Source organism: Pseudomonas rustica (assembly GCF_049959085.1).
GTDB classification, from domain to species: Bacteria; Pseudomonadota; Gammaproteobacteria; order Pseudomonadales; family Pseudomonadaceae; genus Aquipseudomonas; species Aquipseudomonas rustica.
The window spans coordinates 1,029,968-1,043,650 of the sequence record NZ_CP188200.1; the positions used below are offsets into that span (position 1 = coordinate 1,029,968).

16 protein-coding genes are annotated in these 13,683 nt (G+C 58.6%); 11 read left to right on the forward strand and 5 right to left on the reverse strand.

The features are described from left to right. The first annotated feature begins 12 nt into the window (after positions 1–12). The 5 genes from araH to ACP3TY_RS04960 all read left to right on the forward strand — a co-directional run bounded on the left by araH (position 13) and on the right by ACP3TY_RS04960 (position 5,496). Positions 13–981, forward strand: a complete 969-nt coding sequence (gene araH, locus ACP3TY_RS04940) for an L-arabinose ABC transporter permease AraH (protein ID WP_026000669.1) — start codon at positions 13–15, stop codon at positions 979–981. Positions 982–1,227: 246 nt separating this feature from the next. Beyond that, positions 1,228–1,941, forward strand: coding sequence for a GntR family transcriptional regulator (locus ACP3TY_RS04945; protein ID WP_212543778.1), 714 nt, complete (start codon positions 1,228–1,230; stop codon positions 1,939–1,941). Beyond that, a complete protein-coding gene (locus tag ACP3TY_RS04950) occupies positions 1,938–2,936 on the forward strand; it encodes an ADP-ribosylglycohydrolase family protein (RefSeq protein ID WP_426619345.1) in 999 nt (332 codons plus the stop codon). The genes ACP3TY_RS04945 and ACP3TY_RS04950 overlap by 4 nt, the downstream gene beginning before the upstream one ends. Positions 2,937–3,107: 171 nt before the next feature. Continuing rightward, entirely contained in the window at positions 3,108–4,574 is a 1,467-nt protein-coding gene (locus ACP3TY_RS04955) for a purine-cytosine permease family protein (RefSeq protein WP_426619346.1), read from the forward strand. Further along, entirely contained in the window at positions 4,567–5,496 is a 930-nt protein-coding gene (locus ACP3TY_RS04960) for a PfkB family carbohydrate kinase (RefSeq protein WP_212548983.1), read from the forward strand. Before ACP3TY_RS04955 ends, ACP3TY_RS04960 begins: the two co-directional genes overlap by 8 nt. A gap of 145 nt (positions 5,497–5,641) precedes the next feature. Here the strand turns inward: ACP3TY_RS04960 and ACP3TY_RS04965 are convergent, their stop codons facing one another. The 5 genes from ACP3TY_RS04965 to ACP3TY_RS04985 form a co-directional block, all read right to left on the reverse strand. Continuing rightward, complete coding sequence (locus ACP3TY_RS04965) at positions 5,642–6,022, reverse strand: Rho termination factor N-terminal domain-containing protein (protein ID WP_053122560.1); 381 nt, start codon at positions 6,020–6,022, stop codon at positions 5,642–5,644. Positions 6,023–6,172: 150 nt separating this feature from the next. After that, positions 6,173–6,427 (reverse strand): hypothetical protein, encoded by a 255-nt coding sequence (locus tag ACP3TY_RS04970; protein ID WP_426619347.1) that lies wholly within the window; start codon positions 6,425–6,427, stop codon positions 6,173–6,175. Positions 6,428–6,471: 44 nt separating this feature from the next. Further along, on the reverse strand, positions 6,472–6,813 hold the full coding sequence (locus tag ACP3TY_RS04975) for a hypothetical protein (protein WP_053122557.1): 342 nt from the start codon (positions 6,811–6,813) through the stop codon (positions 6,472–6,474). Between the two features lie 82 nt (positions 6,814–6,895). Then, positions 6,896–8,092, reverse strand: coding sequence for an MFS transporter (locus ACP3TY_RS04980; protein WP_426619348.1), 1,197 nt, complete (start codon positions 8,090–8,092; stop codon positions 6,896–6,898). A 110-nt stretch (positions 8,093–8,202) separates the two neighbouring features. Continuing rightward, positions 8,203–8,856 carry an HD domain-containing protein gene (locus ACP3TY_RS04985; RefSeq protein ID WP_426619349.1) on the reverse strand — a complete coding sequence of 218 codons (654 nt, stop codon included), beginning with the start codon at positions 8,854–8,856 and terminating at the stop codon, positions 8,203–8,205. Positions 8,857–9,069: 213 nt separating this feature from the next. Here ACP3TY_RS04985 and ACP3TY_RS04990 point away from each other — a divergent pair, with 213 nt between their 5' ends. From ACP3TY_RS04990 to ACP3TY_RS05015, 6 genes are all read left to right on the forward strand, one after another. Beyond that, positions 9,070–9,549 (forward strand): GNAT family N-acetyltransferase, encoded by a 480-nt coding sequence (locus tag ACP3TY_RS04990; RefSeq protein ID WP_053122551.1) that lies wholly within the window; start codon positions 9,070–9,072, stop codon positions 9,547–9,549. 337 nt (positions 9,550–9,886) lie between these two features. Next, positions 9,887–10,381, forward strand: coding sequence for a PAAR domain-containing protein (locus ACP3TY_RS04995; protein ID WP_053122549.1), 495 nt, complete (start codon positions 9,887–9,889; stop codon positions 10,379–10,381). Positions 10,382–10,386: 5 nt separating this feature from the next. Beyond that, positions 10,387–11,115, forward strand: coding sequence for a hypothetical protein (locus ACP3TY_RS05000; RefSeq protein WP_053122547.1), 729 nt, complete (start codon positions 10,387–10,389; stop codon positions 11,113–11,115). Continuing rightward, the gene (locus tag ACP3TY_RS05005; RefSeq protein WP_053122545.1) at positions 11,112–11,645 is read left to right on the forward strand and encodes a hypothetical protein; all 534 of its coding nucleotides are present in this window, start codon (positions 11,112–11,114) and stop codon (positions 11,643–11,645) included. The genes ACP3TY_RS05000 and ACP3TY_RS05005 overlap by 4 nt, the downstream gene beginning before the upstream one ends. Positions 11,646–11,675: 30 nt before the next feature. Beyond that, complete coding sequence (locus tag ACP3TY_RS05010; RefSeq protein WP_426619350.1) at positions 11,676–12,590, forward strand: hypothetical protein; 915 nt, start codon at positions 11,676–11,678, stop codon at positions 12,588–12,590. An 89-nt stretch (positions 12,591–12,679) separates the two neighbouring features. Then, complete coding sequence (locus ACP3TY_RS05015) at positions 12,680–13,669, forward strand: 2-dehydro-3-deoxygalactonokinase (RefSeq protein ID WP_426619351.1); 990 nt, start codon at positions 12,680–12,682, stop codon at positions 13,667–13,669. Positions 13,670–13,683 lie beyond the last annotated feature (14 nt).

Sequence of the window (13,683 nt, forward strand, 5' to 3'; positions counted from 1 at the left end):
GAGGTGACTATGATGACAACCCAAAACGAAACCCTGCCCAAAGAGCGCAAACCGCTGGACATGCGCCGCTTCCTTGATGACTGGGTCATGTTGCTGGCGGCGGTGGGCATTTTTGTTGCCTGTACGCTGCTGATCGACAACTTCCTTTCGCCGCTGAACATGCGTGGCCTCGGCCTGGCGATTTCCACCACCGGGATCGCCGCGTGCACGATGTTGTATTGCCTGGCGTCGGGGCACTTCGACTTGTCGGTGGGCTCGGTGATTGCCTGCGCCGGCGTGGTCGCGGCGGTGGTGATGCGCGACACCAACAGCGTGTTTCTTGGTGTCAGTGCAGCGTTGGTGATGGGCCTGATTGTCGGGCTGATCAACGGGATTGTGATCGCCAAGTTGCGCGTCAATGCGTTGATCACGACGTTGGCGACCATGCAGATTGTTCGCGGTCTGGCTTACATTTTTGCCAACGGCAAAGCGGTGGGCGTGTCGCAGGAATCGTTCTTCGTGTTTGGTAACGGCCAGTTGTTTGGCGTGCCGGTGCCGATCCTGATCACGATTGTGTGCTTTCTGTTTTTCGGCTGGCTGCTGAATTACACCACCTACGGGCGCAACACCATGGCCATCGGCGGCAACCAGGAAGCGGCGTTGCTGGCGGGCGTGAACGTTGATCGCACCAAGATCATTATCTTTGCCGTGCATGGCGTGATTGGCGCGCTGGCGGGGGTGATTCTGGCGTCGCGGATGACCTCCGGGCAGCCGATGATTGGTCAGGGGTTTGAGCTGACGGTGATCTCGGCTTGCGTGTTGGGCGGGGTGTCGCTGAGCGGCGGGATTGGCATGATTCGGCATGTGATTGCCGGGGTGTTGATTTTGGCGATTATTGAGAATGCGATGAACTTGAAGAATATTGATACCTTCTACCAGTACGTGATTCGCGGATCGATTTTGCTGCTGGCCGTGGTCATCGATCGCCTCAAACAACGCTAAGATCAAGAGCCCCTCACCCCAGCCCTCTCCCGGAGGGAGAGGGGGAAAGGGAGCAGATCTCCTGGCTTTTCAAAACCTGAGTTCGACTCGATATTTCAGGTCGATGTAAGTAGAACAAACACCTCGATCAGTCCCCTCTCCCTCCGGGAGAGGGCTAGGGTGAGGGTGCTTTTGACCTTCAACCTTCCGTCACTTCCCCTAAATTTCCCTTGCTCGCCCGAACCCGTTTCGGTTATCACTTTGTACATGATTAGACAGGTACGATTTGACAAGAAACAACGGGTGGTCGACGAGCTCGTCCGACGCATCGAAAGCGGCCTCATGGAGGACGGCTTTCTATTGCCCGGCGAACATCAGTTGGCTCAAGAATTCAAAGTCAGCCGTGGCACGCTGCGCGAAGCGCTGGCTGAACTGAAGCGGCGCAAGTACATCGCCACACAAAGCGGGGTCGGTTCGATCGTCACCTTCGACGGTGTCGCCCTCGATCAACGCAGCGGCTGGGCGCAGGCGCTGGCCGACAGCGGCGCGATGATCAATACCGAAGTGTTGCGTCTGGAAGCCGTGACCCGGCCCGATCTGCTCGCGCGTTTTGGCACCGACCAATTCATCACCCTCGACCGTCGTCGCCGTTCCACCGAAGGCACGCTGGTGTCCCTTGAACGTTCTTTGATGCCGGCCACCGGCGGCCTGGAAAGCCTGCCGCGCGTCGGTCTGATCGACAATTCCCTGACCATCACCCTGGCGGCCTATGGCTACGTCGGCGAGCGCGGCGATCAATGGATCGGCGCCGAACCGCTGAATGCCGTCGACGCTGAACTGCTCGGGCGCGCGGAAGGCACGGTGTTCCTCAAAGCCCTGCGCACCACTTACGATCGGCAGAACCGTTTTATGGAGCTGGTCGAAAGCCTGCTCGACCCGGTGCATTTCCGTCTGCACCTGCAATTTGGAGAAGCAAAATGACCCCGCTCAACCGTGCCCTCGGCGCTTTCTATGGCCTGGCCCTCGGCGACGCGCTGGGCATGCCGACGCAATCGCTGAACCGCGAAACCATCAAGGCGCGCTTCGGCCAGATCACCGATCTGCAAGATGCCGGGCCACTGCAACCGATCGCCGCGAACATGCCCAAAGGCTCGATCACCGATGACACCGAACAGGCGATTCTGGTCGGCGAATTATTGGTTGAAGGCAATGGCCACATCGAACCGGCCATCCTCGCGCAACGTTTGATCGAATGGGAAGCCGCGATGCAGGCCAAGGGCTCGCAGGACTTGCTCGGGCCATCGACCAAACGCGCTATCGAAATGATCCTCGCCGGCCACTCGCCGGAAGAGGCGGGGCGTTATGGCACCACCAATGGCGCAGCGATGCGCATTACACCGGTCGGCATCGCGGCGGATGTCGCCAATCCTGAGCGTTTTATTGGCGCCGTGGTGCAGGCCTGCCAGGTCACTCACAACACCACGCTGGGGATTTCCAGTGCGGCGGCGGTGGCGGCGGTGGTGTCTGCGGGCATCAACGGCATGGATCTGGGCGAGGCGTTGAACCTCGGTCAGCAAATCGCTCAGCAAGCGGAAGCGCACGGTCACTGGGTTGCCGGTGGGCGCATCGCTTCGCGGATCAGTTGGGCGCGCAGCATCAGCGTCGACAGTGACAACGCGTTGCTGGCCGATCTGCTCTACGACGTGATCGGTACATCGGTGGCGTCGCAGGAGTCGGTGGTGGTCTCGTTCGCGCTGGCGCAGCAAGTGGCCGTCGGTGAGATGAGCACGTTTGCTGCGCTTTGCATGGCCGCCAGTCTCGGTGGCGACACCGACACCATCGCGGCGATTCTTGGGGCGATGCTTGGGGCCTGCCTGGGCCTTGAGAGTTGGCCTGTCGAGATGATCGAGACAGTGAAAACCGTCAACGATCTGGAGCTGGAACCCCTTGTGAAAGGACTCCTCACTCTTCGCTGAGGACACCCATGTGTAGGAGCTGCCGAAGGCTGCGATCTGTTGATCTTCAGCAGTCTTCAGGCCGCCCCGAAATCGAGATCAAAAGATCGCAGCCTGCGGCAGCTCCTACAAGGAGAGGTGCAGGTATTGAATTGCCCATAAACACAAGAATGGCAAACAGGAGCATTTTTCATGAGTTCATCAAACGCCGGGCAAAGCGCCGGGCAACTGGAAACCCGCGGCATCGAGCCGGTGCCGGAAGCCGAGTGCAACGGTCATCCGCTGCAACTGTTCTGGGTCTGGTTCGCCGCCAACATTTCCATCCTCGGTCTGCCGCTGGGCGCCACGCTGGTCGCGTTTCGCGGGTTGGCGATCTGGCAAGCCATCATCGTCGCGATCATCGGCGCTGCCGGATCGTTTGCCGTGGTCGGGATCATCTCGATTGCCGGCCGCCGTGGCCGTGCGCCGAGCCTGACGTTGTCGCGAGCGATCTTCGGCGTACGCGGCAATATCGGCCCGACGCTGGTCTCGCTGATGTCGCGTCTGGGCTGGGAAACGGTCAACACCACCACCGCGGCATTCGTGCTGTTGTCGCTGTGTTCGATCCTGTTTGGCTCGCCGGTTGAAGCGAAAAGCGCACCGGTGCTGACGCTGATTTTCATCGCCATTTTCGTCCTGCTGACCTTGTCGGTTTCCGGCCTCGGCCACGCGACGCTGCTGGTGATTCAGAAGTGGGCGACTTACGTGTTCGGCGCGCTGAACATTCTGGTCGGCAGCTTCCTCTGCGCCACCATTGACTGGAGCGCGGTGTTCAACGCCACGCCGGCACCGATGAGCGCAATGATCATCGGCATCGGCACCATGGCTGCCGGCACCGGCATCGGTTGGGCCAACGCCGGCGCCGACATGTCGCGCTATCAACATCGCAGCGTCAAAGCCGTACGCTTGGTCGCGTCGGCAGCATTCGGCGCGGGCATTCCGCTGGTGTTGTTGATCACCCTTGGCGGCTTGCTCTCGGTGGGCAACAACGACCTGGCTTCGGCGACTGACCCGATCGTGGCGATCCGCGACATGCTGCCAACGTGGATGGCCGTGCCTTACCTGATCACCGCATTCGGTGGCCTGCTGCTGTCGAACAACCTGTCGGTGTACTCCGCCGGTTTGACCACGCTGACCCTCGGTCTGAAGGTAAAACGCGTCTACGCGGTGGTGGTCGATATCGTTGCGATCTTCGCCGGTTCGATCTACTTCATGCTGATCGCTGACAGCTTCTACGGCCCGTTCATCACCTTCATTTCCTTGCTGGCAGTGCCGATCACCGCGTGGGTCGGGATCTTCATCGTTGACCTGATTCACCGTCACTACTACAGCCCGACAGACTTGCTCGACGTCAGCCCGCGCAGCGCCTACTGGTACAACGGCGGCATCGAGTGGCGCGCGTTCGGCGCGTGGGCGATTGCCATCGTGCTTGGCTTCAGCTTCACCACCATCGGCACCACCGCCGAGAACGTCTGGTTCAAAGGCTTTTTGTCCGACTCCTGGCTGGGCCATAACGGCCTCGGCTGGATCGTGACCTTTGTCGTCGCCGGTGGCATTTACTTCGTCCTCGGCGGGGCGAAAGATCGCCGCGCCGCGCCAACCGAGAATGCTCATGCCTAAGATGTTGCACACCGGCCAGGTCATCATCGACCTGGTCATGGCCGTGGATAAACTGCCGCAAATTGGCGGCGACGTGCTCGCGCAGTCAGCCGGTTTCGAGGCCGGCGGCGGCTTCAACGTGATGGCCGCGGCGGTACGTAATGGCTTGCCGGTGGTGTACCTCGGTCGCCACGGCACCGGGCGTTTCGGCGATCTGGCGCGTGACGCGATGACTGTCGAAGGCATTCACATCGGCATCAAAGAACGTGCGCAGCGCGACACCGGTTTGTGTGTGGCGCTGACTGATGCCTCGGCTGAGCGCAGTTTCATTTCCTACATCGGCGCTGAGGGTGAAGTGACCGAGGACGATCTGAACAGCGTTGCAGCCGAGGCGGGCGATTACGTTTATCTCAGCGGTTACAGCTTGCTTCACGAAGGCAAGGCGCAGGCGTTGCTCGACTGGACGCTGGCGTTGCCGGGCTCGGTCAACGTGGTCTTCGATCCGGGCCCGCTGGTGGAATCGCCGGATTCGCCGATGATGCAGGCGCTGCTGCCACGCATTGATGTGTGGACGAGCAACAGTGTTGAAGCGCTGCGGTTTACCGGCGCTGAAGACATTGCGCTGGCGCTGGATCGGCTGGCTGAGCATCTGCCAAAAGAGGTGTTGATGGTGGTGCGCGACGGCCCGCAGGGTTGCTGGATTCATCAGGCTGATGAGCGTCGGCATGTGCCGGGGTTCGCCGTTAAAGCGGTGGACAGCAATGGCGCGGGCGATGCGCATGCCGGGGTGTTTGTTGCCGGGTTGGCGCAGGGTTTGAGCGCGCATGAAGCGGCACGACGGGCGAATGCGGCGGCGGCCATTGCGGTGACACGCTGGGGGCCGGCGACCTCGCCGGGGGCGGCTGAGGTGGATGCGTTTATCCGCGAGTCTGGCGGTGCTTGATAGATAGCTTTCGCGAGCAAGCCCGCTCCCACATTGGATCTGTGTCGCACCTAAATCCCCTGTAGGAGCTGCCGAAGGCTTCGATCTTTTGATCTTGAAAGAGGCAAAAGATCGCAGCCTGCGGCAGCTCCTACAGGGGGATGTGTCAACTGGCCTTGCGCAGCGCCTCGATCAACTGCTGCTTACGCATCGAAGACCGCCCCGGAATTTTCTTGGCCCGGGCCTCCTTCATCAAACTATCAACCGTCTGCGCATCCCGCGAAGCCGTGCTGTTACGCGAATGTCCCTCGCGACTGGCCACTGCTCGTCGCGACGACTCTTTGCGATCTTCAGACTTGGCACTCGCCGGTTTCTTGCGCCCGGAACCGCCGGCCTTGTCGCCGCCGCCCGATTGTTTGTTCACCGTCGCCCAGGCTCGCGCTTCGGCTTCATCTTTGGACACGCCCTTATTTTCGTAGCTGTCTTCGATGTGCTCGGCTTTGCGCTTTTGCTCGGCGGTGTATTTTTCTTTGCTTCCACGAGGCATGGGATTTCTCCTTGCATCCGTAGATGAATTGCCATGTAGGAGCTGCCGAAGGCTGCGATCTGTTGATCTTGAAAATCAAAAGATCGCAGCCTGCGGCAGCTCCTACATAATTTACGATCACACGATCACACGATCACACGATCACATTGCTCAGCTGTCGAGCTTACGCGCCGCTTCGACCCCGGCCGCACTGAGCTTGATCGGCAGGTTCAGCGAATGTTCGCCGGCTTCGTTGTAGGTCACATGGCCGTGATGAATCAGTCCGCGATCCTGCAAAGCGGCGAGGGCGCCGGCCACGACTTTCTCGCCCCGGTAATTGTCCAGCACCTCCTTGCCCAGACCACTAGGGTGGGCGTGCAGCAGGCGGGTGAGGACTTCTTTTTCCAGGTTTTTATCGACGTTCATGGTTACCTCTTCATTGGATTGAATAGGACGCTCGCGTCGGCGAACTACTGACCGGAGCCTTCGGAACCGGAACCACCCGTGGTGGATTTGGAGCCGACGCCGGGGCCCGCGTTGTCGGGCATGCCGGGGGCGTCGGGGGTGTTCATGCCACCCTGACGACCCGGGTCACTGCCCTGCGTGCGCGGATCAGTGCCGGTGGCCGGCGGCTGATTGATCAACGGCACGCCCGAACCATCGGTGTTCATGCCGGGAGCACTGTTAATGGCGGGGGCGCGAGGCGGGGTCGGGTCGGTAGGGCCGGTGCCTGCCGCAGTGGCGGATGCTGCGAACACCGCAGGGCAGAGCAGGGCGCTGAATACGAAAGCGGTCAACCTTGACGAGATCATAGGGCTTCTCCAGTGATTGGAATCCTTACCTGTCGTTGGTCTGCCCTGTGATCGGATTGGTGCCTGATGAACGACGAACGGTCTAAATCGCCTCCACCGTTTTTACGTTGAGTCGGCGCCAGAGCAGACGGCCCAAGGTGATAAGCCAGTTGATCAAAGCCACCGCCAATACCGTGAGCAACAACGTCGCCATGCCGTGTTCAACGATGATTTTCCCGGCCAGCAATGGAAAGCCAAACACGCCGATAAAATACGAAAGGCTGAACAGCAGCAGCGCTTGTGAAGTGGTACCCGTCGGTGCTTCGTTCGCCGCGAGTCCGTTGATCACTGAATAGGTCAGACCATAACCAACGCCGAGCGTCAGCGCCGCCAGCAGATAGGTAAATCCGCTGTGCACACCAAACGCGAACAGCACGATCGAGCCGAGCATCAGCCCAGACAACAGACACGAAGCGCGCAGCGGATCACGCTTGACCACGTAACCGGCGATCAACATCCGGCTGCTGATCGCTGCGCTCATGAAACCGAGGAAGAACAGCGAATAATCCAGCGAGCGCGCCGCCGCATAACTGGTCTGAAAACTCGACAGCCCGCCGAACACACAGCCGCCGAGCCCGACCATGATGATCGGAAACACGGCGCGCGAGCTGAGCACTTGGCGGGTCGCTTGCCAACTGATTCTCGCGGCAGACGTGGCTTGCGTGCTTTTCAGTCGAGCGCCGAGACGCCAGAACAGCAGCACGCCGATCAGGCTCGCCAATGCCGCCAGATAAAACGCCGACGTCACCGGCAACCCCAGCGCACTGGCTGCGCGCCCGAGTAACGGGCCGCTGCCGATGCCGGTCATCATGCTGCCGGAGAGCAACGCGAAGTACTTGGCCCGCTGCGCCGGAGTTACCAGACTGGCAACAATAATCGGCCCCAAGGTGTAAAAAACACCCCAGCCCAACCCCAGCAGCAAACCGAAAAACAGCAGCAGATGCCCGAACCCCGGCGTCATCGCAAAACCCAGGCTCGCCGCCACCAGCAAAAGCCCGAACAGCGCAATCGACCGCGCCGCACCGAGCATGTCCGACAAATGCCCGGAGACCAGCACCGCGACAAACGTACTGACCATCGCCGCCGAAATTACGCTGCCGGCATCGTGTTCATTACCGCCGCGTGAACCGATCAACAGCGACAGCAAAAACGTCGAGCCATACGACAGCGACAACAGATAACTGGCGAGACAGAACAGGCCGAACAACTTGTCTGACACCTGGGGTGTTGCTTGCGACATGACGCGGTTCCTTGACCGGGAAAATTGAGCGTCATCTGTTTAACACGTCGGGCCTGTGGGTTAGGTGCGCGGTTGGCGAAGTCAGGTTCAGCACAGGCCGGAGTAACCATTCAGACGATGCCGATTTCTTCCATGAATTGCTCCATGAAACCCTTCAGACGCTGATGACGTATCTGCGCCAGACGCTGGCCGGCGACAGTCTGGAAACCGTCGGCGAGGTGCAGCAGTTTGGTCTGGAAGTGGTCGAGGCAAAAACGCTTGTCGTCGTAATCGCGATGTTTCGCCTGCGGATCTTGCGGGTCGTACAGCGCCGACCCCATGCGCCCGGCGATATAAAACGTGCGGGCGACGCCGAGCATGCCCAGCGAATCGAGGCGGTCAGCGTCCTGAACGATCTTCGCTTCGAGGGTGAGCGGGGTGATGTTGGCTGAGAAGCTGTGCGCTTCGATGGCGTGGGCGACGCTGGCGATTTTATCGCTGGGCCAGTTCTGTTCGGCGAGCACTGACGACGCTTTTTCTGCGGCCAGACGCGAGGCTTGTGAGCGCAACGGCGAGTTCTTTTCGACGGCCACGCAATCGTGCAGCAGCACGGCCGCGAGCAAGACCTCGAGATCGCCACCTTCTGCTTCATGCAAGGTGCGTACGTTGTGCCAGACCCGCTGCAAATGCGCGAGGTCGTGCGCACCGTCGTCGGATATTTCCAGAGCGTGGGGCAGTAACTCTGCGGCGAGATCGATTAAAGGAGTAAAAGCTGTAGCTGACATAGACATCCTGTTCATGGTCTCAGTAAACCCTGTGGCGAGGGAGCTTGCTCCCGCTCGGCTGCGAAGCAGTCGTAACCCGGCAACCCCGGTCAACCTGACCCACCACATTGACCGTATTTGGGGCTGCTGCGCAACCCAGCGGGAGCAAGCTCCCTCGCCACAAAAGCAACACAGCCTTAGTATGGCGTTTTACTTTTCCGACAAGGCCCGTCCATGACGATCGAAATCCGCCCGGCGACCCCCAGCGATGCCCCGCAAATCCTCGCCTTCATCACTGAACTCGCCGATTTCGAAAAGGCCCGCCACGAAGTCATCGCCAGCGTCGCCGACATCGAACGCAGCCTGTTCGGCGAAGGCGCCACCGCGCACGGTCTGATCTGCCTGCGCGACGGCTTGCCAATCGGTTTCGCCGTGTTCTTCTTCAGCTACTCGACCTGGCTCGGCAGCAACTGCCTGTACCTCGAAGACCTCTACATCACCCCCGAACAACGCGGCGGCGGCGCCGGCAAAACCCTGCTGCGCCACCTGGCAAAAATCGCCTGCGACAACGACTGCGGCCGTTTCGAATGGAGTGTTCTCGACTGGAACACGCCAGCGATCGACTTCTACAAATCCCTCGGTGCGCAACCGCAGGAAGAGTGGGTGAGGTATCGCATGGACGGCAAAGTATTGCGTGAGTTTGCTGAAGGCTGAACGTCAATAAGAGCTATACGCTGCTAATTTGATTGTCGGCACTGCTCTAGTCCGGCATTCTACGCGCGCATTTTTGCGCGCTCATGGATGACACCTGCAATGCCTCTGGCACCCTTTCTCCACGCCCGTGGAGCCTTCGCTGCGTCAATGAGTGACCGGCCAATGAGTCAGCTACGGGCGTCGATGCTTTATTTAGCAAACAACGATGTTGGTCGACCTCTGCAAACTGCCGCCACCTCGATCGGCTTGAGTACTGTCGCGTCTTGTTCGCCCCAGTCGACAACTGCAATCGATATCCGTAGCCGCACCCGAAATCTTTGAAGCAAGGAGCTTTGAATTGAGTGGTAAACCTGCTGCCCGCGTCACCGACCCTACCGCCTGCCCATTGCCAGGCCATGGCACCAACCCAATCGTTACCGGCTCGCCGAATGTTTTCTTCGACGGCCTCGCCGCCGCGCGCATGACCGATACATCGGCGTGTGGCAGCCCGATTACCGGAGCTGTGTCCGGTACGGTATTTATCAACGGCTTAAATGCCGCCACGCTAGACAGCACCGGCGGGCACGGCAATGTCGTGATCGGTGGCTCGGGCACAGTAATCATCGGCCAGAGTGGCGGCGGTGCGGCGTTTACCGGGTTACTGCCGATGCCGGTGCATTTCAATGACCGGATGCAGATCGTTGATGAACACAGCGGTGAACCGCTTTCCTATATTGCCTATGTCATCGAACGGGCGGATGGAGCGTTGGAACGAGGCGTAACTGACGCCGGAGGGCATACTCATACGGTCAGTTCGCACCTCAAAGAAACCATCAAACTTTACGTGGAGTAACACTGATGGGAGCCCAATCCGGAGCCATTCAAGGATGCATCGGGAGATTGGTCGCCAGCCATGAGCTGACGACCAAAGAGGATCAGACAGTCAAACCGGTGACACTTGCCAGAGAAGTTGTAGCCTTTTTCATTGGTGGTGCTGGCGATTCGGAAAGTTACTACGGAGACGGGCCGAGCAACTACACGTTGCGTGCCATGGAAGCTTTGCAGAGTCGTTTGGGCACGAGCTTTGGCGGAAAATTCCAACCCTATTACATGGGATACAACGATGTAAAAGGGGAAGGCGATCTGGAGGAGTTTATATTCTCGAGGCTGCCTCACAAGTCCGCTCACGTCTACATCGTTGGTCATAGTCTGGGCGGGTGGAACGGCGCGCATTTGTCGCAGATTCTGACCGATAAAGGTTTTATCGTGAAAATGCTCGTCACGCTGGATCCTGTGGGCGAAGGTGTGATGGTGGCGTTGATTTCCGATATTTACTGGTCGGAGCCGACGCCCAAGGCTGAAACCTGGATCAACGTTCGTGCGGAACCTGACGAGATAGATCGAACTGACGTAGTCGCTTGGGTGGGGGGTAAATGGGATATCGAATCCGGGCCGGATGTTATCGGGATCGTTAAATTCAACCATTACTCGGCGTTGAGGCTTTATGAATCCCGGTTGGAGTGCGGACAGTCCGCATTGGATTTATCGGCGAACTCAATCGCGGGTTACTTGGGAGCAGGCGCATGAGATGGGTATTGCTTCTCGTTGTGTCGTTCTTGTGCGTTGCCTGCGCTAAGTCTCATGACATTACCCCCGCAACGTTGGGCTATGAATCGATTACACCTCGCCCGGACAGTGTTTTTTTTGAGGTCAATTTCAGTTCCGATGTAGAACTGCTGGAGATTTTCTGGCGGGAGAAGAACGCGAACAGTTTTGATCAGGTGTTTATCTGTGCCCTGGGTGATGACACTGATTTTTCGATTGAGCACACGATATCGAAAGCAGCCATGGGTTTGATCACAGAAAACAAGAAGCACTCGAAGATCGCCGGATTCGGTTATACCGCGAGCATTTCTTTCAAAGACGTTGGGGAAAAGAAAAGAACCTCGGCGTATCTGAGTCGTGACGCCATAAAGAGCTTATTGAAAGACAAGCAAAAGATTCCGTGCAAAGTGGTGGTCACGGCAACCGGTTATGACGCGTATTTCACAAGGTCACTGTTTATTCCGGTTGCAGATGTTTTTTCTGCCTTGTCGGACTACGACAGCCTTCGATGAGGCGCCCTGGTGTTGGCTTATGGAGTGGTAATGGCAAGGTTGCTTTTGATTTTTTTGTTTGCGTTGTGTTCCTCCTGCATGCACTTGGATGTTCCGCCCGCCAGGCTTGAGTTTGCCTCGATCAATCACGAGATGTCCTCCTACTACGACCTGCGTTTCACCTCAGACCGAAATTTGATTGACCTCTATGAAGATCACGGGCGGCAAGGTCAGATTGGTACCTGGATCCATTGCTCGCTAAATGGTGATGTGGATTTTTCCATCGAACATGAAATTGTTCTCGAAGCTTCGGGAATCGTCAGCGGCATGCGTTTGATTGAAGGTGATCGTCGATTCGAAATGTTGGCCAGCATCAACGTCGAGAATCACGCGATCAACGATGGACATAAAGACGTCCGGCCCGCCGAACTGGTGCAAATTCTCAAACCGCAGGAATACATTCCCTGCAAGGTCGTCATCACCGCGTTCCCATTCGTGGCGTATTACTCGAAAGTCATGTACATGCCCACGTCGAGATTCATTGCGGCCATAGAAAATCCTCGAGTGGCACCAGCCCGTATTTTGCTAAAACCGTCCGATCAACCGAGGTCATTACTGCCTTTTTCGTCAGTGTGCATCGTGCGCTGGCGCTATGAACTGGCGCTCGGATATGACCAGATCGACAGGCTCGGGCTCTGCAGTGACGTGCCCTATGCCGGCCTGCTGGCCTCATTTGCGCCGAACAAAACGAAGTTGAAGATTGTTTCAGGTTCACAGCAGACATCAGCACCGTTTGCGGCGTACACCATCATTCGCGGTGATGGACGTTTGGAGCCCGGGATCGCTGATGAAAATGGCCGTACGCACGAGGTGGGTTCCACTGAGTACGAAACGCTGAGGATCCAGATCAACAAGGAGTTGGATGTCGTCGAGTGCTGGACAAAATGGACTGACGCCTTCCCATAATATGGGATGCAAAATTACATATTGAGATTTTGTTCTCGGAGGGGCTATAGTCCATCGCACTCACTGCCAAAAACAAAACAGGTGAAGCGATGCTGGCGCAATTGATCGCGCTCGATTGGGGGACGACCTCATTACGTGCTTACAAACTCGCGGCGGACGGTGTGGTGCTGGAGCAGCGCGCGCTGTCGTCCGGGATCATGCAGTTGCCCAAGACCCCGCGGATCATCAACGGTCGCGAATGCGCCGATGGTTTTGAATTGGCTTTCGATGAAGCCTGCGGCGACTGGCTCGATGCGCAGCCGGATCTGCCGGTGATTGCTTGCGGCATGGTCGGTAGTGCGCAGGGCTGGAATGAAGCGGCCTACTGCGAGACGCCGGCGAACGTCGCCAATCTCGGAAACTCCCTACAAACAGTTATCAGCATTCGCGGCACTGTCGTGCATATCGTGCCGGGCGTGATTCAGCGTTCGCGTTTGCCGAACGTGATGCGCGGCGAAGAAACCCAAGTGCTGGGTGTTCTGCAGAATCTGCCGGTCGAGGCGGGCGCTGATCTGTTGATCGGTCTGCCGGGCAGTCATTCGAAGTGGGTCGACGTGGTCGATGGCTGCATCACCCGTTTCGACACGTTCATGACCGGCGAAGTGTTCGCCGTGCTCAGCGAACACAGCATCCTTGGCCGCACCCAGCAAGTCAGCGCGACGTTCGATGCTCAGGCATTTGACCGTGGTGTGCAGATTGCGCAGTCGGCGGACGGCGAACTCGGCGTGCTGTCGACCTTGTTCAGTGCCCGCACGCTGGGCCTGACCGGTGAACTGAGCCCAACGGCGCAGGCGGATTATCTGTCCGGCCTGATGATCGGCCATGAATTGGCCGCACTGGCCAGCGCTCAACGCCGACGCCGCAACAACCCGAATCTTCCTTCGATCATCCTCATCGGCAACGCGCAACTGTGCGCGCGCTACCGCCGTGCCCTCGACGCCTGTGGTTTCACCAAGGTGACGCTGGCCGAGCAGGCCACCGAGCGTGGTTTGTGGCAACTGGCGCTGGCCGCCGGACTGATCGATTCCTCATCCCGTTAACCCTGACTGGAGGC

Excerpts from the sequence above, each read along its gene's own strand:
- ACP3TY_RS04990 (WP_053122551.1), top strand. The coding sequence starts at position 9,070 with ATGACGATCGAAATCCGCCCGGCGACCCCCAGCGATGCCCCGCAAATC.
- ACP3TY_RS04950 (WP_426619345.1), top strand. The coding sequence starts at position 1,938 with ATGACCCCGCTCAACCGTGCCCTCGGCGCTTTCTATGGCCTGGCCCTC.
- ACP3TY_RS04960 (WP_212548983.1), top strand. The coding sequence starts at position 4,567 with ATGCCTAAGATGTTGCACACCGGCCAGGTCATCATCGACCTGGTCATG.
- araH (WP_026000669.1), top strand. The coding sequence starts at position 13 with ATGACAACCCAAAACGAAACCCTGCCCAAAGAGCGCAAACCGCTGGAC.
- ACP3TY_RS04945 (WP_212543778.1), top strand. The coding sequence starts at position 1,228 with ATGATTAGACAGGTACGATTTGACAAGAAACAACGGGTGGTCGACGAG.
- ACP3TY_RS05000 (WP_053122547.1), top strand. The coding sequence starts at position 10,387 with ATGGGAGCCCAATCCGGAGCCATTCAAGGATGCATCGGGAGATTGGTC.
- ACP3TY_RS04980 (WP_426619348.1), bottom strand. The coding sequence starts at position 8,092 with ATGTCGCAAGCAACACCCCAGGTGTCAGACAAGTTGTTCGGCCTGTTC.
- ACP3TY_RS05005 (WP_053122545.1), top strand. The coding sequence starts at position 11,112 with ATGAGATGGGTATTGCTTCTCGTTGTGTCGTTCTTGTGCGTTGCCTGC.
- ACP3TY_RS04965 (WP_053122560.1), bottom strand. The coding sequence starts at position 6,022 with ATGCCTCGTGGAAGCAAAGAAAAATACACCGCCGAGCAAAAGCGCAAA.
- ACP3TY_RS04975 (WP_053122557.1), bottom strand. The coding sequence starts at position 6,813 with ATGATCTCGTCAAGGTTGACCGCTTTCGTATTCAGCGCCCTGCTCTGC.
- ACP3TY_RS05015 (WP_426619351.1), top strand. The coding sequence starts at position 12,680 with ATGCTGGCGCAATTGATCGCGCTCGATTGGGGGACGACCTCATTACGT.
- ACP3TY_RS04955 (WP_426619346.1), top strand. The coding sequence starts at position 3,108 with ATGAGTTCATCAAACGCCGGGCAAAGCGCCGGGCAACTGGAAACCCGC.
- ACP3TY_RS04985 (WP_426619349.1), bottom strand. The coding sequence starts at position 8,856 with ATGTCAGCTACAGCTTTTACTCCTTTAATCGATCTCGCCGCAGAGTTA.
- ACP3TY_RS05010 (WP_426619350.1), top strand. The coding sequence starts at position 11,676 with ATGGCAAGGTTGCTTTTGATTTTTTTGTTTGCGTTGTGTTCCTCCTGC.
- ACP3TY_RS04970 (WP_426619347.1), bottom strand. The coding sequence starts at position 6,427 with ATGAACGTCGATAAAAACCTGGAAAAAGAAGTCCTCACCCGCCTGCTG.